17 protein-coding genes and 6 tRNA genes are annotated in these 19,652 nt (G+C 69.0%); 13 read left to right on the top strand and 10 right to left on the bottom strand.

Going from position 1 to position 19,652, the window contains the following annotated elements; all coding sequences use genetic code 11:
• Position 1: 1 nt before the first annotated feature.
• Positions 2-697 (top strand): hydrogen peroxide-dependent heme synthase, encoded by a 696-nt coding sequence (gene hemQ / locus LPH33_RS10565; RefSeq protein WP_006551366.1) that lies wholly within the window; start codon positions 2-4, stop codon positions 695-697.
• A gap of 55 nt (positions 698-752) precedes the next feature.
• On the top strand, positions 753-3,038 hold the full coding sequence (locus LPH33_RS10570; protein WP_229568318.1) for a molybdopterin-dependent oxidoreductase: 2,286 nt from the start codon (positions 753-755) through the stop codon (positions 3,036-3,038).
• A 4-nt stretch (positions 3,039-3,042) separates the two neighbouring features.
• Here the strand turns inward: LPH33_RS10570 and LPH33_RS10575 are convergent, their stop codons facing one another.
• Positions 3,043-4,011, bottom strand: a complete 969-nt coding sequence (locus LPH33_RS10575; protein WP_016694445.1) for an L-lactate dehydrogenase — start codon at positions 4,009-4,011, stop codon at positions 3,043-3,045.
• A 176-nt stretch (positions 4,012-4,187) separates the two neighbouring features.
• Here LPH33_RS10575 and LPH33_RS10580 point away from each other — a divergent pair, with 176 nt between their 5' ends.
• Positions 4,188-4,913, top strand: a complete 726-nt coding sequence (locus tag LPH33_RS10580) for an HAD family hydrolase (RefSeq protein WP_016694444.1) — start codon at positions 4,188-4,190, stop codon at positions 4,911-4,913.
• On the opposite strand, the gene msrB is transcribed toward LPH33_RS10580, so the two are convergent.
• From msrB to LPH33_RS10595, 3 genes are all read right to left on the bottom strand, one after another.
• Positions 4,876-5,304, bottom strand: coding sequence for a peptide-methionine (R)-S-oxide reductase MsrB (gene msrB / locus LPH33_RS10585; RefSeq protein WP_059381498.1), 429 nt, complete (start codon positions 5,302-5,304; stop codon positions 4,876-4,878). The two genes, LPH33_RS10580 and msrB, sit on opposite strands and share 38 nt — an antisense overlap.
• 57 nt (positions 5,305-5,361) lie before the next feature.
• Complete coding sequence (locus tag LPH33_RS10590; protein WP_160876005.1) at positions 5,362-6,597, bottom strand: glycosyltransferase family 87 protein; 1,236 nt, start codon at positions 6,595-6,597, stop codon at positions 5,362-5,364.
• A gap of 64 nt (positions 6,598-6,661) precedes the next feature.
• Complete coding sequence (locus tag LPH33_RS10595; RefSeq protein ID WP_229567981.1) at positions 6,662-8,221, bottom strand: alpha/beta fold hydrolase; 1,560 nt, start codon at positions 8,219-8,221, stop codon at positions 6,662-6,664.
• Positions 8,222-8,386: 165 nt separating this feature from the next.
• Here LPH33_RS10595 and zapE point away from each other — a divergent pair, with 165 nt between their 5' ends.
• Positions 8,387-9,400 carry a cell division protein ZapE gene (gene zapE / locus LPH33_RS10600; protein ID WP_016694441.1) on the top strand — a complete coding sequence of 338 codons (1,014 nt, stop codon included), beginning with the start codon at positions 8,387-8,389 and terminating at the stop codon, positions 9,398-9,400.
• A 70-nt stretch (positions 9,401-9,470) separates the two neighbouring features.
• Here the strand turns inward: zapE and LPH33_RS10605 are convergent, their stop codons facing one another.
• A complete protein-coding gene (locus tag LPH33_RS10605; RefSeq protein WP_229567983.1) occupies positions 9,471-10,022 on the bottom strand; it encodes a GNAT family N-acetyltransferase in 552 nt (183 codons plus the stop codon).
• Positions 10,023-10,421: 399 nt separating this feature from the next.
• Between LPH33_RS10605 and LPH33_RS10610 the strand changes: the two genes are divergently transcribed.
• Complete coding sequence (locus LPH33_RS10610) at positions 10,422-10,916, top strand: alpha-isopropylmalate synthase regulatory domain-containing protein (protein WP_160876009.1); 495 nt, start codon at positions 10,422-10,424, stop codon at positions 10,914-10,916.
• Positions 10,917-11,075: 159 nt separating this feature from the next.
• Here LPH33_RS10610 and LPH33_RS10615 read toward each other — a convergent pair.
• The 5 genes from LPH33_RS10615 to LPH33_RS10635 all read right to left on the bottom strand — a co-directional run bounded on the left by LPH33_RS10615 (position 11,076) and on the right by LPH33_RS10635 (position 11,538).
• A tRNA-Val gene (locus tag LPH33_RS10615) sits at positions 11,076-11,147 on the bottom strand.
• Positions 11,148-11,167: 20 nt separating this feature from the next.
• Positions 11,168-11,243: transfer RNA gene (locus LPH33_RS10620), tRNA-Gly, on the bottom strand.
• 50 nt (positions 11,244-11,293) lie between these two features.
• Positions 11,294-11,368 (bottom strand) — tRNA-Val (locus tag LPH33_RS10625).
• A gap of 1 nt (position 11,369) precedes the next feature.
• A tRNA-Cys gene (locus tag LPH33_RS10630) sits at positions 11,370-11,440 on the bottom strand.
• 25 nt (positions 11,441-11,465) lie between these two features.
• Positions 11,466-11,538, bottom strand: a tRNA-Gly gene (locus LPH33_RS10635).
• A 410-nt stretch (positions 11,539-11,948) separates the two neighbouring features.
• Between LPH33_RS10635 and LPH33_RS10640 the strand changes: the two genes are divergently transcribed.
• The 8 genes from LPH33_RS10640 to LPH33_RS10675 all read left to right on the top strand — a co-directional run bounded on the left by LPH33_RS10640 (position 11,949) and on the right by LPH33_RS10675 (position 19,638).
• Positions 11,949-12,020 (top strand) — tRNA-Val (locus LPH33_RS10640).
• Between the two features lie 239 nt (positions 12,021-12,259).
• Positions 12,260-12,892 (top strand): DUF742 domain-containing protein, encoded by a 633-nt coding sequence (locus LPH33_RS10645; RefSeq protein ID WP_059381311.1) that lies wholly within the window; start codon positions 12,260-12,262, stop codon positions 12,890-12,892.
• A gap of 139 nt (positions 12,893-13,031) precedes the next feature.
• Positions 13,032-15,110, top strand: a complete 2,079-nt coding sequence (gene thrS, locus LPH33_RS10650; protein WP_085468071.1) for a threonine--tRNA ligase — start codon at positions 13,032-13,034, stop codon at positions 15,108-15,110.
• A gap of 59 nt (positions 15,111-15,169) precedes the next feature.
• Entirely contained in the window at positions 15,170-15,691 is a 522-nt protein-coding gene (locus LPH33_RS10655) for an HIT family protein (RefSeq protein ID WP_060653306.1), read from the top strand.
• A gap of 151 nt (positions 15,692-15,842) precedes the next feature.
• Entirely contained in the window at positions 15,843-16,514 is a 672-nt protein-coding gene (gene pgsA, locus LPH33_RS10660; protein WP_160876013.1) for a phosphatidylinositol phosphate synthase, read from the top strand.
• Positions 16,511-17,413, top strand: a complete 903-nt coding sequence (locus LPH33_RS10665; protein WP_160876014.1) for a phosphatidylinositol mannoside acyltransferase — start codon at positions 16,511-16,513, stop codon at positions 17,411-17,413. The genes pgsA and LPH33_RS10665 overlap by 4 nt, the downstream gene beginning before the upstream one ends.
• The gene (locus tag LPH33_RS10670) at positions 17,414-18,541 is read left to right on the top strand and encodes a glycosyltransferase family 4 protein (RefSeq protein ID WP_016694911.1); all 1,128 of its coding nucleotides are present in this window, start codon (positions 17,414-17,416) and stop codon (positions 18,539-18,541) included.
• The gene (locus tag LPH33_RS10675) at positions 18,538-19,638 is read left to right on the top strand and encodes an NUDIX domain-containing protein (RefSeq protein WP_229567985.1); all 1,101 of its coding nucleotides are present in this window, start codon (positions 18,538-18,540) and stop codon (positions 19,636-19,638) included. Before LPH33_RS10670 ends, LPH33_RS10675 begins: the two co-directional genes overlap by 4 nt.
• Positions 19,639-19,652 lie beyond the last annotated feature (14 nt).

The following is a 19,652-nucleotide window of genomic DNA, read 5'->3' on the forward strand; positions in this document are numbered from 1 at the left end:
CATGGCACGTCTCGACTACGACAAGCTCAATTCCACACTCCGTTACGCGATGTGGTCGGTCTTCCAGGTCCGGCCCGGCGTCCTCGGCGACGACCGCACCGCGGCGATCGAGGACGCGAAGGCGTTCTTCGCCCGCTTCGACGACACCGACGTGATCGTGCGCGGTATCTACGACGTGGCCGGCACCCGCGCCGACGCCGACTTCATGATCTGGACCCACGCCGAGCACATCGAGGACCTGCAGAAGCTGTACGCCGACTTCCGGCGCACCACGATCCTCGGCCGCGCGAGCACCCCGGTCTGGTCGAACACCGCACTGCACCGGCCCGCGGAGTTCAACAAGAGCCACCTGCCCGCCTTCATCGCGGGGGAGGAACCGGGCAACTACGTCTGCGTGTACCCCTTCGTGCGGTCCTACGAGTGGTACCTGCTGCCCGACGAGCAGCGTCGCAAGATGCTCGCCGACCACGGCATGGCGGCCCGCGGCTACCCCGACGTCCGCGCCAACACCGTTCCGGCCTTCGCGCTCGGCGACTACGAGTGGATCCTCGCCTTCGAGGCGCCGGAGCTGCACCGCATCGTCGACCTCATGCGCGACCTGCGGGCCACCGACGCGCGCCTGCACGTCCGCGAGGAGACCCCGTTCTTCACCGGACCGCGGGTCGACGTCGAAGCCCTCGTCGCGTCGCTGCCCTGACGTGACCTCGACGAGCGCGGTGCCACCCGAGGGAGAAGGTCGTCTGTTCTCCCAGATGGCGCACTGGGGGATGTTCTCGGCGCAGGCACGCGACGGCGAGGTCGTCGCCGTGCGCCCCTACGCCGGGGACCGCGACCCCTCACCGATCCTGGGGAACATCCCCGGATCGGTGCGGCACCGTGCTCGCATCGCCGGCCCGGCCGTGCGCCGCGGCTGGCTCGAGAACGGACCGGGACCGAGCTCACGACGCGGCGACCACGAGTTCGTCGCCGTCTCGTGGGACGAACTCACCGAGATCCTCGCGGGCGAACTGCAGCGTGTGAAGGACCGGCACGGCAACCGGGCGATCTTCGGTGGCTCCTACGGCTGGTCCGCACCCGGCCGGTTCCACCACGCCCAGAGCCAGGTGCACCGCTTCCTGAAGATGTTCGGCGGCTACACCCGCTCGGTGCACTCCTACTCGCTCGGCGCGACCGGCGTGATCATGCCGCACGTCGTGGGGACCCACTGGAAACTGTTCGCGCGCTCGACCTCCTGGGAGGTCATCGCCCGCGAGACCGATCTGATGGTGTGCTTCGGCGGGATCCCGCTCAAGAACACCGCCGTCAACGACGGCGGCACGAGCGACCACCCCACCCGCGACGCCCTCGACCGGATGCGGGCCCGCGGCGGCCGGATCGTCTCGTTCAGCCCGATCCGCAGCGACGTGCACGGTGAGCACGAGTGGCTGGCACCCCGGCCGGGCACCGACGTCGCGATCATGCTCGCCCTCGGCTACGTCCTGGCCACCGAAGGCCTCGCCGACCGCGAGTTCCTCGACCGCTACTGCACCGGTTACGACCGCTTCGAGGAATACCTGCTCGGCCGCACCGACGGCGTCCCCAAGACCCCCGAGTGGGCCGCCGGACTGTCGGGCATCCCGGCCGGCACCCTCGTGGACCTCGCGCGACGCATGGCCCGAGGCCGCACCCTGGTGTCGGTCACATGGTCGCTGCAACGCGTCCGGCACGGCGAGCAGGCACCCTGGGCGGGTGTGACCCTCGCCGCGATGCTCGGTCAACTCGGCGTTCCCGGAGGCGGTTTCGGCCACGGCTACGGCTCGATGAACGAACCCGGTCTCGCGCCCGTCCCGTATCCGCTGCCCACCCTGTTCCAGGGCAACAACGACGTCGAGGACTTCATCCCCGTCGCCGCGATCGCCGACCTGCTGCTGCGGCCGGGGGAGCAGTTCGACTACGACGGGCAACGCCTGACCTTCCCCGACACCCGGCTCGTGTACTGGGCGGGCGGCAATCCCTTCCACCACCACCAGGACATCGGCCGGCTCCGCCGGGCCCTGCAGCGACCCGACACGATCGTCGTCCACGACCCGTACTGGACGCCGATGGCCAAGCACGCCGACATCGTCGTGCCGTCGACCACCGCGCTCGAGCGCGACGACCTGACGTGCACGCGCAACGATCCGCTGCTCGTCGCGATGCAGGCCGCCGTCCCGCGGTTCGCCGACGCCCGCGACGACTACGACACCTTCACCGATCTCGCCCATCGCCTGGGCTTCGGCGAGAAGTTCACCGAGGGCCGGAGCTCCCGGCAGTGGCTCGAGCACCTCTACGAGCAGTGGCGTGGTTTCGTCCTCGCCGACGACCGGCGGATCGAGGACCCGCCGCCCTTCGACGACTTCTGGTACGGCGGACCGGTCCGGATGCGGACCGAGGACGATCTGACCCTGTTCGAGGACTTCCGGACCGACCCCGAGGCGAACCCGCTGCGGACCCCCAGCGGACGGCTCGAGATCTTCTCCGCCGATATCGACTCGTTCGGGTACGACGACTGCGCCGGGCACCCCACCTGGTACGAACCCGACGAGTGGCTCGGCTCCTCGCGGGTCGAACGGTTCCCGCTGCACCTGATCGCCAACCAGCCGGCCACGCGCCTGCACGGCCAGCTCGATCACGGCTCGGTGAGCCAGGCATCGAAGATCCGTGGACGCGAACCGATCCGGATGCATCCCGAGGACGCGGCCGCGCGAGGTCTGGAGGCCGGTGACATCGTGCGCGTCTTCAACGAACGGGGTTCCTGCCTCGCCGGGGTGGTCCTCGACGACGGCCTGCTGCCGAACGTCGTCCAGCTCGCGACGGGAGCGTGGTACGACCCGCTGGATCCGTCCGATCCCGGATCGATGTGCGTGCACGGGAACGCGAACGTGCTCACCCCCGACGTCGGCACGTCGTCGCTGTCCCACGGCTGTACGGGGCAGCACGTGCTCGTCGACGTCGAGCGGTTCGACGGCGAGCTGCCGCCCATCCGGGCCTACGATCCGCCGGTCGTCCGGCAGCGCTGAGCGGTCACAGGCCGAGGGACGCCTGGACCTCACGCAGGGTGGCTGCGGAGGCGGCCAGCCCCGCTTCCTCCTCCGGCGACAGCGGCACGTCGAGCACGGTGTGCGCGCCGCGCGCGTCGACGACGGTGGGAAGCGAGAGGCAGACGTCCTGCAGGCCCTGCCGCCCGGTCTGCAGCGTCGACACCGCGAGCACCCGGCGCTGGTTCCGCAGCACGGCCTCCACGATGCGGGCACTCGACAGTCCGATCGCGAGATTCGTGGCGCCCTTGCCGCGGATGATCTCGTAGGCGCTGCGCACGACCTCCTCGAAGAGTTCGGCGCGGGTGTCCGGACCGAAGACCGGGCGTCCGTCGACGGCAAAGGACTCCACCGGCACACCGCCGATCGTCGCACTCGACCACAGGGCGACCTCCGAGTCGCCGTGTTCCCCGACGACGAACGCGTGGACGTTCTCGACCGCGACGTCGGCGCGGTGGGCGAGCAGGTACCGCAGCCGGCCGGAATCGAGCACCGTGCCCGACCCGAAGATCCGGCCGTCCGCGATGCCGGTCGCCGCGATCGCGGCGCGGGTGACGATGTCGACCGGATTGCTGACGAAGACGATCACCGCCTCGGGGGAGACGGACAGCAGACCGGGAGTCAGGTCCCGTGCCAGGGCGACGTTCGCGGCCGCGAGATCCAGGCGCGACTGGCCGGGATGCTGCTTGGCCCCCGCGGTCACGACGATCAGATCGGAACCGGCGGTGACGGCGATGTCGTCGCTGCCCTCGATCCGGCACGACGGCGCGAACTGGGTGCCGTGGTTCAGGTCGAGGACCTCCGCGCGCACCTTCGCGGTATTCGTGTCGTACAGCGCGATCGCGTCTGCCGACCCCCGGAGCAGACATGCGTACGCCACCGCGGTGCCGACGCTTCCGGCACCGACGACGGACAGTTTCGTGTGCCGCCGGATTCTCGTACCCGTCTCGCTCATGCGAGAAATTGTGGCGTATACCGGCCGCTCGGTCGGTGACCTCGGGCCACATGATTCGGTCCGTATCGGGGCATTCCCTGCGAGCGGCCGGCCCGCCGCGAGGGCGGCGATGCGACTGCTCGAGGAGATCTACCCGAGCCGACCTGCCACTGTCCCGCAGCCGTTAGCCTCGGGACATGGCCGAGACCCCCTTCGATGCCGTCCTGTTCGACTTCTCCGGCACCCTCTTCCGGCTCGAGGAGGACGAGAGCTGGCTCGCGGACGTCACCGACCACGAGGGCAGACCCTTCGACGTGCACCGGCAGGCCGAACTCATGCGGCGGCTGACGCAACCCGTCGGGCAGCCCGTCGAGATGGACGCCGACGAGCACCACGCGTGGACCAACCGCGACCGAGAGCCGCGCTGGCACCGCGAGGCCTACCTGACGGTGCTGCGCAAGTCCGGTGTGGCCGATCCCGAGCAGGCACAGGCGCTCTACGAGAAGGTGACCGACCCCGACTGCTGGACCGTCTATCCGGACACCGTCCCCGTCGTCGAGGCACTCGCCGGCGACGGCATCGCGGTCGGCGTGGTGAGCAACATCGCCTTCGATCTGCGACCGGCCTTCGCGCGCCTCGGTATCGACGACCTCGTGTCGGTGTTCGCGCTCTCCTTCGAGGTGGGCGCCGTCAAGCCCGAGCCGGAGATCTTCCGCTACGCGGTCGACGCACTGGGCGTCGACCCGCAGCGCACGTTGATGATCGGCGACAGCGAGAAAGCGGACGGTGCCGCCCGGTCGATCGGATGCGCGTTCGAACTCGTCGAACCGGCACCGACCGCCGAACGGCACGACGCGCTGTGGACCGCGCTGGCCGCGGCCGGGATCACTCCGACGGAACCAGGCGCAGGGAGATCGAGTTGATGCAGTACCGCTGGTCGGTGGGCGTCGGGTAACCCTCGCCCTCGAAGACGTGCCCGAGATGGCTGTGGCACGTCGCGCACACCACCTCGATGCGCCGCATGCCGAGCGAGTTGTCCTCGCGCAGGATCACGGCGTCGGAGTCGGCGGGGTCGAAGAACGAGGGCCACCCGCAGTGGGAGTGGAACTTCTCGGTGCTGCGGAACAGTTCGGCACCGCACGCGCGGCATTCGTAGATGCCCTCGGTCTCGGTGTCGGTGTACTCGCCGACGAAGGGGCGCTCGGTGCCGGCCTGCCGCAACACGGCGAATTCGGCGGGAGTGAGCTTCGCGCGCCATTCCTCGTCGGTGTGGACGACCTTGGGTGCGGGTTCGGATCGAGGAGCAGACGTCATGATCTCCACGCTAACCGCGGTCGGCGCACGCGTCACGTCTGCACCGGAAGCAGCGGGTCACGTCCGTGCCGGCTGCTTCACCTCGAGCAGGTGCGACGGCTCGATTCCGTCCGCCAGGCGTCCTTCCCGCTTCGCGGCGAGGTAGCGGTCGAGCAGGACGGCGAAGACGACGATGAGCAGCAGCGACCAGCCGAAGGTGGTCTTCATGTACTCCGCCGCGCGCCCGGCCTCCACCCATCGGCTCGACAGCCACGAGTCGTAGCTCAGGAAGCCGTAGACGGCGAGCCAGGCGGGCCAGTTCCGCATCACGGAATTAGGCAGCAGCACCGTCATCAGCAGCGGGAACAGCATCATCGAGTAGTACATCTGGCCGAGCGATCCGAGCAGGAACGAGGCCGCGAGCAACACACCGCCGGCGGTGCACACGAAGAACACCTCGTCGTGGCGGCAGTAGCGGTAGAGCAGCCACACCGAGACCGCGACCATCACCGCGAGCACCGCCCGCAGGCCGAAGACCAGCCAGGCCGGGAGCCCGTAGTACATGCCGTTGCCGACGATCGCGCTGTTGAAGTAGTCGCGGGACTCGAGCAGGTACGGCACGGTGTGTTCGACGAACTGCCACGCGTCGACCGACAGGGGCCACGCGATGATCGTCAGCGCGATCGGGACGCCCGCGGCGGTGATGAAGACCTTCCACTGTCCGCGCACGAGTGGCAGGAACAGCAGGGGCGCGAGGATCGGTTTGACGGCGAAGGTCAGGCCGAGCGCAGCTCCCGCCCACAGATCACGGCGTTTGAGCAGCAGCGTCAGGAAGGCGATCTCGCCGAGCAGGACGAGACCGTTGATGTTCGTGAAGACGAGCGTGTTCGTCACCGTCTCGGAGGCGAACGCGGCGAAGACCAGCACCGGCGCGATCGGCGAGTCGAGCCGCAGACCGAACATGCGCAGCAGCAGGTACAGCGCGACGAGGATCGCGATCGCATTGGCGAGGATGAACAACCACCGCGACCGTTCGGGGTCGATCACCGCGATCGGGGCGATCAGCAGCGTGCCGGAAGGTGGGTAGAGATAGTGGGGATCGACCCACTGGAACTCGGCGGTGTACACCGGCCGGCGGTTGAGGAAGGCCAGCGCCGCGTTGTAGACCGGGGTGAAGTCGTCCGTCCGGAACCCGTTGACCGCTTTGATCACGACCCGGTGCAGAACCGTCAGTACGGCAAGGGGCCACACCACAGCCTTGACCACCTCGGCGGTCGTGCGTGCGGTCCGGGGTTCGAGACTTCTGAGGAACACTACGGCACGGTACACCGCGGGCCTGCGGACCCGTGCACACGCCCTGACCCCGTGCCGGGAAGGTTCACGCGGGGCACAGGCTCCCGTTGGGCGGAAGTTCCCCCTCGGACAGATAGGCCTCCACCCGGGCCTGCACGCAACCCGAGTGCAGGACTGCCGAATAACCGGCGCCCTGCCACGACAGTGACGCCCAGGCGATACCGCCCGCGGTGAGCACACCGGTCACCGACTCCACGCCGGCATTGCCCACGACCGGGTCCGCGGCCCCCGAGGAGACGAGCACGGGCACGTCGAGCGCAGCCGGCAGCGGCGGGGGAGGCAGGCTCGGCCACGCCGCACATGCCGTCAGGCCCGTCGCAAGGTCCGCGCCGTAGAGCGGATACAGGGTCGACCAGCTCCGGGCGAGATCGCCCGCATGGGTCGGGGTCGGCCACCGCTGTCCGTCGCTGCACCGGGCGACGAACTGACCGTCCGTCGAGAGCCTCTCCTCGGCCGCGCCGACCAGTTCGATGAGCGGCATGACATCGCCGTCCCGTGCCGCCGCGAGGACGTCCGCCACCTCACGGACGCGGCCCTGCAGATCGCCGCGCGGCGTGCCGAGGACACCCGTCAGCGCCGTGAGGAACGAGTTGGCCGAGACCGGCGCGAGGTCACCCTCGGTGGCCTGCTCGTGCAGATCCTCGATCGCCGCGCGGGGATCGTCGCCCAGGGCGCAGTCGAGGGCGATGCACTGCCGCGTGAAGGCATCGACGGCGGCCTCTGCCCCGCGGGCCTGCGACTCGGCCATGAGCTCGGCGTCGGCGGTGGCCGCGGCGGGGGAGTCGAGGACCAGGCGGCCGACCGCGCCCGGATAGGCGGCGGCGTAGGCGAGCGCGACCGTCGCACCGTTCCCCACGCCGAGGAGGCCGATCCGGTCCACGCCCCACGCCTGGCGGAGGCGCTCGATGTCGTCGGCGGCGTGCGATGCGCCGAACATCAGCTGCTGGGGCTGCAGGTAGTCGGTGCACGAGACGGTCGCCTGTCGGCCCAGATCGGCGACACGTTCGGGTGCATCGCCGGTGCGGCCGAATTGCCCGAGATCGCCGAGACCACGACGGTCCGCGGGGAAGATGCAGTCGATCGCGAGCGAGTTGCCGATTCCGCGCCGATCCACCGCGACGATCGGGCGCATCGCCAGTGCACCGGACATCGGACCGGTCGCCATGCCGGTCAGTGCACGCGAGGACGCGATGTCGGCGCCGGTCGTGAGAACCAGCGGCGCCACGTCGGTGGGGGTATCGGGCAGTCGTGCCCGCATGACCGCCAGCGGGAAGGTGCCCGTCACGGTGCCGGCCGCATCGATCGGGGCGACGACCTCCGCGCACTCGAGAACCAGGCCCTGAGGGCCGGGCAGTGCGTCGAACGAGGAGAGTGTCTCGTCGGTGCAGTTCCGCCACGCCGGTTCGGCCGACGGCACCGGGAGGTCGGGCACCTCGGTCTCGTCCTGCGGGGTCCTGTCGACGGCGACACCGGGATCGTCGCGCACCACGGCGACGTCGGGACGTATCGACGGTCCTGCTCCGCACGCGGTCGACGCCGCGGCAACCGTGATCAACATCGCGGCGATCACTCCCGATCTGCGCATGCGCACAGCCTGCCAGGTTCACCGGCGGACGCGTGCAACCGGTGGTGGAGCGGCCGATCCGAAGTGTCCTCCCAGTGCATGACGCCGAGGTGAACGCCGTGTGAAGTAGGTCGCAATCCGGATTCGAGTGAGGATCCGAGCATGGTGCGGTCGTACCCTGGGCTAATGCACGAACGTCTCGTCGACCGCAATCCGGTGGTGCCTGCAGACCAGTTGGTGGCGCAGATGGTGCCCCCCGCGATGTTCGACGAGGTGAGCTTCGAGTCGTACATCCCGGATCCGAACGAGCCGAGTCAGGCGGCTGCGGTGAAGACCGCGGCAGAGTTCGTCGGCAAGATCGGGAAGATCCGCGGCGGCAAGCGCGGCCTGTTCGGCCGCCGCTCCCAGCCGCAGGGTGCCGGCCTCTACCTCGACGGCGGCTTCGGTGTGGGCAAGACCCACCTGCTCGCCTCGATCTTCCACAGCGCACCCGCCCCCAAGGCCTTCGGCACGTTCGTCGAGCTCACCCACGTCGTCGGCGCCCTCGGGTTCAACAAGGCCGTCGAGGAGCTGTCGAGCCACAGCGTGCTGTGCATCGACGAGTTCGAACTCGACGATCCGGGCGACACCATGCTCGTCTCGCGTCTGCTGACCGAACTGTCGGCCCGTGGCGTCTCGATCGTCGCGACCTCCAACACGCTCCCCGGCCAGCTGGGTGAGGGACGGTTCGCGGCACAGGACTTCCTGCGCGAGATCAAGAAGCTCGCGTCGATCTTCGAGACCATCCGCGTCGACGGCCCCGACTACCGTCACCGCGACCTGCCGCCCGCACCCGATCCGGTCGACTCGGCCGAGCTCGCCGAGCGCGCCGAAGCGATCCCGGGCGCCACGCTCGACGACTTCGACGAGCTGTGCGCGCACTTGAGCACGCTGCACCCCTCGCGTTACGGCAAGCTCGTCGAGGGTGTCCCCGCGGTCTTCCTCGAGGGCGTGCACCCGGCGAAGGACCAGTCTGTCGCCCTGCGTCTGGTGGTCCTCGCCGACCGCATGTACGACGCGAGCATCCCCGTGACGGTCTCCGGCGCCAAGCTCGACGAGATCTTCACGCCCGAGATGCTCGCCGGCGGTTACCGCAAGAAGTACCTGCGCGCGACGTCCCGTCTCCTGGCGCTGTCCCGCTTCGAGGTCGCCGCGGGCTGATCGCATGCCCGGCGCTCGTGCGCGCCGGGTCGTCCTCATCCCATCACCGGCTCACTGCCGGGAGTTTCGTTCAGAGGGTGCGCTGCATGACGAAATCGTCGTGCGTCTGCGCGCCCACGACGAACGTGCGCGTGCCCACCACCTCGAAGCCCTGCTTCTCGTAGAAGCGCCGGGCGCGGGTGTTCTCCTGGTTGACGCCGAGCCACAGGCCCGCCCGCCCGAGCGTGCGGGCCCGCGCGACGATCGCGTCCATGAGCGCCGCGGACACCCCGGAACCGTGGTGACCCGGCATCACGTACAGCTTGCTGATCTCGATCGCCGGCCGTGCCGTGAGCATCGCATCGATCGCCGGATCCTCGGGAGCGGCGTCCACTGCCATCAGATAGCCGACGATCTCCTCACCCGCGCGCGCCTCGAGGACGATGCGTTCGGGGGAGGACAGGTACTCGGCGAACTTCTCCGCGCTGAGAGTGCGCTCGATGAAGTCGGCGATGTCGTCCTCGGCGGCGTCCGGAGGGCAGGCGAGCGGGAAGGTCGCGGCGGCGACCTGGGCGATCGCCTCGGCATCCCAGATGCCTGCCTCGTCGACGGAGACCGCTTCTTCGAGTGGTGGCATGGACATGCACACCAGTGAAGCACTCGGACGGGACGATCCTGCAGGTGCCCCGCGTGTCGATGCGAGACGGAGACACGAGCCGGACGTGAGGCGGAAAAGGGTCCGGATATGGCTGAACCCCAGCCTTGGATGGGGGGTCATGGCTGGGGTTCGACACCATCGGGGGGATGGCAACATCCACGCTACATGAGGGATACCTCAGGTTCCAGCCGCACTGGTCACGGTTCCGTCACACGGTCCCGTGTATACGACTTGCACGAAATGTCGGTGCGTTGTACCGTCGCGGCTATGAAGCGCGTACTCGTAGTTCACCGCCGTAGCGGGGTCTGATTCGGACCGACCCCTCGCTGCGGGTCGTTGAGCTACGCGTCGGTCCTCCCTTCTCGTGGAAGACCACTACGAACGATGAACGCCTTCACCTCCTTCTCCGGTTCTGCTCCGATGTTCCCTTTCGGCACTCCTGATGCCGATCCGTTCTTCGCCCGCTACGGGCGTGCCCTTCCTCGCGGACTGCGCGAGGAAGCCTCCGGCATGAGCTGGACGGAGTTCGAATCCACCTACGGTGCCCAGCACGGCCCGGTCCGCCTCGGTGGCTGGACCGCGACGGCCCTGGGTGCGGGGCGCAGCGCCTTCGAGGCGACGATCGCGATCGGCGACACGATCCACACGGCATCCGCCACGACCTGCGGGCCGATCGCCGCAATGACTGCGATGCTGTACGACCTCGGGCTGAACATCGAGATCCTGTCGTTCCACCGCCACGACCTCGGTGGGATGTCCGCGACCTTCCTGTTGTGCCGTTCCGGCGAGCGCACGACCTGGGTGATGGGCACGGGCGAGACCGGCAACGAGTCGTCGCTGCGGGCGATGATCGCGGGGATCAACAAGCTCGGCGCGTGACGCGCCGGTCCGGTGCGGGGGAGTGCCTTCGCACCGGACCACCCGCAGTCGGATCTCTCACCGTGGTGACCCGGACGATCGGCCGGCTCCACGAACGAATGCGTCTCCACGAACGAATGAAGGCCCCCTTCGAAAATCGAAGGGGGCCTTCATCTTCTGTGCGCGATACTGGGATTGAACCAGTGACCTCTTCCGTGTCAGGGAAGCGCTCTCCCGCTGAGCTAATCGCGCCGGCATGGTGATCGCCGGAGTGGAGCGGATGACGGGATTCGAACCCGCGACCCTCACCTTGGCAAGGTGATGCGCTACCAGCTGCGCTACATCCGCATGTGCACGTTGTTTCGGTGAACCGGTTCGACCCACGTGCTGGTCGAACCTGGTGCGCGATACTGGGATTGAACCAGTGACCTCTTCCGTGTCAGGGAAGCGCTCTCCCGCTGAGCTAATCGCGCGAGGTGGAGACGGGAATCGAACCCGTGTGCACGGCTTTGCAGGCCGTTGCCTCACCACTCGGCCACTCCACCGTAAAAGGTCGAGTCCAACCTCTCGAGCGGATGACGGGATTCGAACCCGCGACCCTCACCTTGGCAAGGTGATGCGCTACCAGCTGCGCTACATCCGCATTCGCACCGTTCGGCGTCTTGCTCTCCGTGGTGCGGTTCAAAACAGTAGCCGAGCATCTACGAAACACACAAATCCACAGGTCAACGGCGGAAAACCGGCAGATTTCGCGAACGTGACGGCTCGATGACCCCATGAGAGGTGTCGAATCAGGCTTCCGAATTCGGCTTCGGGGCCGATCTCGCGTCTCCTGCTCGGGTCGATCCCGCCGGCGGTCGCGCCCTCCGGGGCCTCCCGGGCGGAGGGGCGTGCCGCTCCGGGTGCCGACTCCTGCCCGCCCGCGTGCGCGCGCGTGCAGCGCCCGGACGCGCTGCACGGAATATCGCATCGAAACGCTACGACCAGGCGATTCGTGTTCGTGGCGGGAGCGTGTTAGTGTTCCATCTCGTTCGAGCCGCTGCGAAGCGGCCCGGTCCCGTGGCTCAGTGGAAGAGCGTCCCGTTCACACCGGGGAGGTCGCTGGTTCGATCCCAGCCGGGACCACCGAGATCGACAGTGACGAAAGGCACCCCCGCAGGGGTGCCTTTTTTCGTACCTTGATGAAATCGTTGAGCGTGCGTGGCGCCCGGTCGGGCGGGTCGCCCGCGAGCGCTTGTTTCCTTCGAACCGCAACGGCCCCATCGGGCTCGACCACGCGTGTCGTGTGGGCACAGCTGTGGTGCTTGTGGCCGAAGTGCGCATAGTGATGGCAGGATCGTGGTCGTCGAGGAGGACACGTCCGGATGAGCGTTGCGGACAGCGAATGGCCGGTCGTGGGGGCGACCGGAGCGAGATTCGGATCCGGTCGGTCCCGTCGGCGTCGGCGGCCGGCGGATCACGCCGTGCCGGTACGGAATCACCGCGAGCCGGGCCCCGTCGTGGACGAGGTCACGGCAGCCGAGGTGTACCGGCCCGCAGCGCAACCGGTCGACACAGCGCAACCGGTCGACAGAGCGCAGTCGGTCGGAGCAGCGCAGGCGGCCGGCCGGAATGCGGGCACCGGGACCAGTGTGGGAATCGAGGACATGAACCAGCCAGAGACGTCGTCGTTCGTGCGCCCGTTCGTACGGAGCGGGGGACGCACCCGAGCCGAGGTGGAGTTGCCTCTCGAAGTGCTCGTGTCGGCCGTCCCCTCCGCGATGGGCAGTGAGTCCGGTCCGGCGATGGACGAGCATCGCCTCGTGCTGGCGTTGTGCGCCCAGCCGAGATCGATCATGGAGATCGCGGCCCTCGCGCAGATCCCGCTCGGTGTCGCCCGCGTGCTCGTCGGCGATCTCGCGGCGACCGGGGAGATCACCGTGCACCGCACCGCCGACAAGGTGGGACCGAACGTCGAACTGCTCGAACGGGTACTGACGGGTCTCAACCACCTCTGAGGACTTCACGGCTCCCTGTGTTCGCGGTCCGCGCGGATGTCGATAGCATGAGGAAGTTGCCGTGTGCTCGCGGTCGTCGACCGCAGCACGTGCCCGGCGACGACCACGTATCAGGCATCGAGCCGAGGAGTCCGTCACAGTGACCACGCCCGCATCCGCGAAACCAGCCACGATCGTCCGGGTGCCCGCGGGGACCACTGCGGGCGCGGCGGTCCGTGACGCGGGTCTGCCCACCAAGGGACCCGAGACGATCGTGGTCGTCCGCGACTCCGAAGGCGCGCTGCGCGACCTGTCCTGGACGCCCGAAGCGGACGTCGAGGTCGAGGCCGTCGGCGCCGACACCGACGACGGCCGGAGCGTCATCCGCCACTCGGCCGCCCACGTGCTCGCGCAGGCCGTGCAGCAGGAGTTCCCGGAGGCCAAGCTCGGCATCGGCCCGCCGATCCGCGACGGCTTCTACTACGACTTCCAGGTCGAGCGTCCCTTCACGCCCGAGGATCTCGCGAAGCTCGAGAAGCGGATGAAGAAGATCGTCAAGGACGCCCAGCGCTTCTCGCGTCGCGTCGTCGACAGCCTCGAGGACGCCCGCGAGGAACTGAAGGACGAGCCGTTCAAGCTCGAACTCATCGACGACAAGGCAGGAAGCAGTGACTTCGAGCCGGACCCCGAGGTGATGGAGGTCGGCGGCAAGGAACTGACCATCTACGACAACCTCAACCCGCGCACGGGTGAGCTCGTCTGGAAGGACCTGTGCCGCGGCCCGCATGTGCCCACCACCAAGTTCATCCCGGCCTTCAAGCTCACGCGCAGCTCCGCGGCCTACTGGCGCGGCGACCAGGACAACGCCGGCCTGCAGCGCATCTACGGCACAGCCTGGGAGTCCACGGAGGCGCTCGACGCGCACCTCGAACTCCTCGCCGAGGCCGAACGCCGCGACCACCGCAAGCTCGGCAACGAGCTCGACCTGTTCTCGTTCCCCGACGAGCTCGGTTCGGGTCTGCCCGTCTTCCATCCCAAGGGCGGCATCATCCGCCAGGAGATGGAGAACTACTCGCGCCAGCGGCACGTCGAGGCCGGCTACGAGTTCGTGTACTCGCCGCACATCACCAAGGGTCAGCTGTACGAGGTCTCCGGTCACCTCGACTGGTACCGCGACGGCATGTTCCCCGCGATGCACATCGACGAGGAGCTCAACGAGGACGGCACCGTCCGCAAGCCGGGCCAGGACTACTACCTCAAGCCCATGAACTGCCCGATGCACGACCTGATCTTCCGGTCGCGCGGGCGCTCCTACCGCGAACTGCCGCTGCGCATGTTCGAGTTCGGTTCGGTCTACCGCTACGAGAAGTCCGGTGTCGTCCACGGCCTGACTCGCGTGCGCGGCATGACGCAGGACGACGCGCACATCTTCTGCACCCCCGAGCAGATGCGCGACGAGCTCACCAGCGTCCTGAACTTCATCCTCGACCTGCTCAAGGACTACGGGCTCGACGACTACTACCTCGAACTGTCGACGAAGAACCCCAAGAAGTTCGTCGGCAGCGACGAGCTGTGGGACGTCGCGACCGAGACGCTGCGGGAGGTCGGTGAGGCCTCCGGCCTGAACCTCGTGCCCGACCCGGGCGGGGCCGCCTTCTACGGCCCGAAGATCTCGGTGCAGGTCAAGGACGCGCTCGGCCGCAGCTGGCAGATGTCGACGATCCAGCTCGACTTCAACCTGCCCGAGCGGTTCGAGCTCGAGTACACCGGCGCCGACGGTGCCAAGCACCGCCCCGTCATGATCCACCGCGCCCTGTTCGGTTCCATCGAACGGTTCTTCGGTGTGCTCACCGAGCACTACGCCGGTGCCTTCCCCGCGTGGCTCTCGCCCGTGCAGGTCGTGGGCATCCCCGTGGCCGCCGACTTCGAGGGCCACCTGTTCGACGTCGTCGGCAAGCTGAAGGCGCAGGGGATCCGCGCCGAGGTCGACGTCTCCGACGACCGCATGCAGAAGAAGATCCGCACCCACACCACGCAGAAGGTGCCGTTCATGCTGCTCGCCGGCGAGCGCGACGTCGCGGCCGGCGCGGTCAGCTTCCGCTTCCGCGACGGCACGCAGGTCAACGGCGTGCCCGTCGACGAGGCCGTGCGAATCGTCACCGAGTGGGTCCGCCGCCGCGAGAACGCCTCGCCCACCGCCGAACTCGTCGGTTCCGGCGGGGAAGGCAGCCCGTCGTGACGGGCGACCGTACCCCGGGGCCCGCCGACATCCCAGCGACCGACGACAGTCCCGCCTCGATGGTCGACCGCGGCGTGGGGGAGTCCGACCACCTGCAGCGCCTGTGGTCGCCCCATCGCATGTCGTACATCACCGAGTCCCCGCGGGGTCGCGACGAGCCGTACGAGCCCTTCACCGACATCCCCAAGATGTCCGACGAGGAGGGCCTCGTCGTCGCACGCGGCGAACTGGTGTACGCGGTGCTCAACCTGTACCCGTACAACCCGGGTCATCTGATGGTCGTACCGTATCGCCGGGTGGCCAACCTCGAGGACCTGACGCCCGAGGAGAGCGCCGAACTCATGCAGTTCGCGCAGCGGGCGCTCCGCGTCATCAAGCGCGTCTCGCGTCCGCACGGTTTCAACGTCGGCCTCAACCTCGGTGCCGCGGCGGGAGGCTCGCTGGCCGAGCATCTCCACCTGCACGTCGTGCCGCGCTGGGGCGGCGACGCCAACTTCATCACCGTCCTCGGTGGGTCGAAGGTCATGGTGCAGCTGCTGCGCGACACCCGTGCACTGCTCGCCTCGGCATGGGACGAGTGACAGCCCTCCCCGAGTCGTCGCGATCGCAGCGCACGGCCGTGGTGTCGTTCGCGTGCCGATCCGCCGCGGGCCGACTGCGCATTTCCGGCCCTATTCGTGGCAGGATCGGATTCCGGACACAACGGTCGGACAGGAAGACAGGGGTCGCGGGATGCTGAGCTTCTTCGGGCGTGCGTCGGTGTCGAAGGTCACCGCGCCGCTCGGCAAGGCGCTGATCCGTACCGGCCTGACTCCGGACGCCGTCACACTCGTCGGCACCGTCGCCACGATCGCCGCCGCCGTGACCCTGTTCCCCATGGGACACCTGTTCTGGGGTGCGATGGTCATCTGGCTGTTCGTCATGTTCGACATGCTCGACGGCGCCATGGCCCGGGCCCGCGGTGGCGGAACGCGCTTCGGAGCGGTACTCGACGCGACCTGCGACCGGGTCGCCGACGGCGCGATCTTCGGTGGTCTGGCATGGTGGGCCGTCTACCACGAGCAGAGCCGCCCGTTGTTCGTCGCCACCCTCGTCTGTCTCGTGACGTCGCAGGTCATCTCGTACGCGAAGGCGCGGGCGGAGGCGAGCGGACTGTCCGCCGACGGTGGTCTGATCGAGCGGCCCGACCGGCTCGTGATCGTGCTTGTGGGCGCCGGTCTCACCGGCCTCGGGCTCGACTGGGCGATCCACATCGCGATGTGGCTGCTCGTCGTCGGATCGGTGATCACCGTCTTCCAGCGGGTTCTCGCCGTCCGCAACTCCGCGGGTGCGCGCGAACTGCTTCCCATCACGCCCCCGGCAGGCGGGACGACGGAGACCCGGGACGACGGGGGAGCGCAGTGAGTGTCGGCGAGAAGGCGTCCGATCTGGCGTACGCGGGTGGCTGGCGTCTGGTCCGGGCACTGCCCGACGGCGTCGCGCGACGGTTGTTCGACGTCGGCGCCGACTATGCGGCGCGCCGTGGCGGCGGACCGCAGCAACTGCGCCGCAACCTCGCGCGGGTGCTCGGGGTGCAGCCGGACGAGGTGCCCGACGATCTGATCCGCCGGTCGGTCCGGTCCTACGCGCGCTACTGGCGCGAGGCGTTCCGCCTGCCGTCGATGGATCTCGACGCGACCGCGAAGTCGATCGATTCGTCCATCGAGGGCCGTGAGCACATCGAGGTGGCGCTCGCCGCCGGTCGCGGCGCGATCCTGGCGCTGCCCCACAGTGGGAACTGGGATCTCGCCGGCGTGTGGTGCGTCCGCTACTTCGGCGGATTGACCACGGTCGCCGAGCGCCTGCGTCCCGAGTCCCTCTACCGCCGTTTCGTGGACTACCGCGAGGGTCTCGGTTTCGAGATCTTCCCCTCGAGCGGCGGGGAGACACCTCCGTTCGGGGAGCTGGCCGCGCGGTTGCGCGACAACCGGATCGTGTGCCTGCTCGGCGAACGCGACCTCGCTCGCAAGGGAGTCCCGGTCACCTTCTTCGGCGAACCGACCCGCATGCCCGCCGGACCGGCGAAACTGGCCATCGACACCGGTGCGGCACTGTTGCCGGTGCACTGCTGGTTCACCGAGGACGGCTGGGGGTTCCGTGTGGATCCGGAGCTCGACGTGAGCGTCGGGATCGACGCTGCCACACAGGCCCTCGCCGACCGGTTCGCCGCCAACATCGCCGCCCACCCCGAGGACTGGCACATGCTGCAACCGTTGTGGCTCGACGACCTGTCGGAGGCCCGCCGCGCCCGGATGGAGGCGTAGGTGAGGATCGGGATGGTCTGCCCGTACTCCTTCGACGTTCCCGGTGGAGTACAGGCACACGTCGTGGATCTCGCGGAGGTCCTCATCGGCCGCGGGCACGAGGTGAGCGTGCTCGCTCCCGCGTCGGAGACGACGCCCCTGCCGGACTTCGTCGTCTCCGCAGGTCGCGCCGTCGCCATTCCGTACAACGGATCGGTCGCGCGCCTGAGTTTCGGTCCCGTCTCCTACGCGCGGGTCCGCCGCTGGATCAACGACAACGACTTCGACGTCCTCCACATCCACGAACCGAACGCGCCGAGCCTGTCGATGCTCGCGCTCAAGGTGGCGGAAGGGCCGATCGTGGCGACCTTCCACACGTCGACGACGAAATCGCTGGTGCTCAGCACCTTCCAAGGTGTCCTGCAGCCCTATCTCGAGAAGATCAGCGGCCGGATCGCGGTGTCCGAGCTGGCCCGGCGCTGGCAGGTCACCTCTCTCGGCGCCGACGCGGTCGAGATCCCCAACGGTGTCGACGTGCCGTTCTTCCGGCACGCCCCGCTGCTGCCGGGCTACCCGCGACCGGGCCGCACGGTGCTGTTCCTCGGCCGGTACGACGAATCCCGCAAGGGCATGGATGTCCTGCTCGGAGCGTTGCCGGCTCTCGTCGCCCGGCATCCCGACATCGAGATCCTCGTGGTGGGGCGCGGCGACGAGGAGCGGTTGCGGAAGGAGGCGGGGCGCTACTTCCGGCACCTGCGCTTGCTCGGGCAGGTCGACGACGACGAGAAGGCGTCCGCGATGCGCAGCGCCGACGTGTACTGCGCGCCGAACCTCGGTGGTGAGAGTTTCGGCATCGTGCTCGTCGAGGCCATGGCGGCGGGGACGGCGGTCGTCGCCTCCCAGCTCGACGCCTTCCGCCGTGTGTTGCGCGACGGACAGGCCGGTGTCCTCGTCCCGGTCGGCGACGCCGACGCGCTCGCACGTGGCATCCTCGAGGTCCTCGACGACGACGACCGCCGGCAGGCGCTGGTCGACTTCGGATCCACGGTGGTCGAGGCGTACGACTGGCCGGTGGTCGCTGATCAGATCCTGCGGGTCTACGAGACCGTCACCGTCGGTGCCGGCCCGGTGCGGGAGGTCCGGTCGTGACCGTCAGCGCGGTGACGATCCTCGTCCTGTCGCTGGTCGCCGCCGTGGTCGTGGCGATCGGTGTGTGGGCCTATTCCACTGCCAACCGGCTCGACCGTCTCCACGTGCGCTCGGATCTGTCCTGGCAGGCACTCGATGCGGCCCTGGCGCGCCGCGCGGTGGTCGTGCGGAGCATCGCCGCGTCGATCCCCGTCCCGGAGGGGCGCGCACTCGCCCAGCTCGCCGACACCGCCGAGCGGGCCGACCGCGACCGGCGCGAGGAGGCCGAGAACGCGTTGTCGGCTGCCCTGGCACGCCTCGAGACCGGCCGGCTGCGCCCCCAGCTCGTGGCCGAACTCGCCGATGCGGAGGCACGCGTGCTCATCGCCCGCCGCTTCCACAACGACGCGGTACGCGACACCCTGGCGCTGCGCACCCGACGACCGGTCCGCTGGCTGCACCTCGGGGGAACCGCGCCGCTACCCACCTACTTCGAGATCGCCGAGCGGGCGGGTGCGGTCGCCACCGCGTCTCCGGCCGTTCCCGGCACGGCTCCTTCTCCGAGCGCGACCCCTGCCTCCGGCACTGCCACCGCTCCCGTTGCGCGCACCACCCCGGTGCCGGATCGGGCACGCACGTCGGCCCGCGTCGTGCTGCTCGACGAGGACGGCCGGGTCCTGCTGCTGCGCGGACACGACCCGGCGGTGCCCGAGCGGCACTTCTGGTTCACGATCGGCGGCGCCGTCGAACCCGGCGAGGACCTCGCGTCGGCCGCGCTCCGCGAGCTCGCCGAGGAGACCGGCCTGCGGGTCGAGCGCGACATCCTGTGTGGGCCGATGTGGCGGCGCGTGGCCGTCTTCCCGTTCAACGGCGAGGTCCTGCACTCGGAGGAGCTGTTCTTCGCGGTGCGGGTGCCGTCCTTCGAACCCGCAGCGGACGGCTTCACCGATCTCGAGCGGAGCATGCGCCTCGAACACCGCTGGTTCGACGACGACGAACTGCAGACGCTCGTGCAGTCCGGGAACCCGGTCTACCCGCACGATCTGCCCGAGCTGCTCGACGAGGCGCGGCAGGTTGCGATGCGCCGGCTCGAGCCGGAGATCCGCGCGATCCACTGAGCCCGAGCCGCTCC

It is taken from the genome of Rhodococcus sp. RDE2 (assembly GCF_020885655.1).
In the GTDB taxonomy this organism is placed as follows: Bacteria; Actinomycetota; Actinomycetes; order Mycobacteriales; family Mycobacteriaceae; genus Rhodococcus; species Rhodococcus pyridinivorans.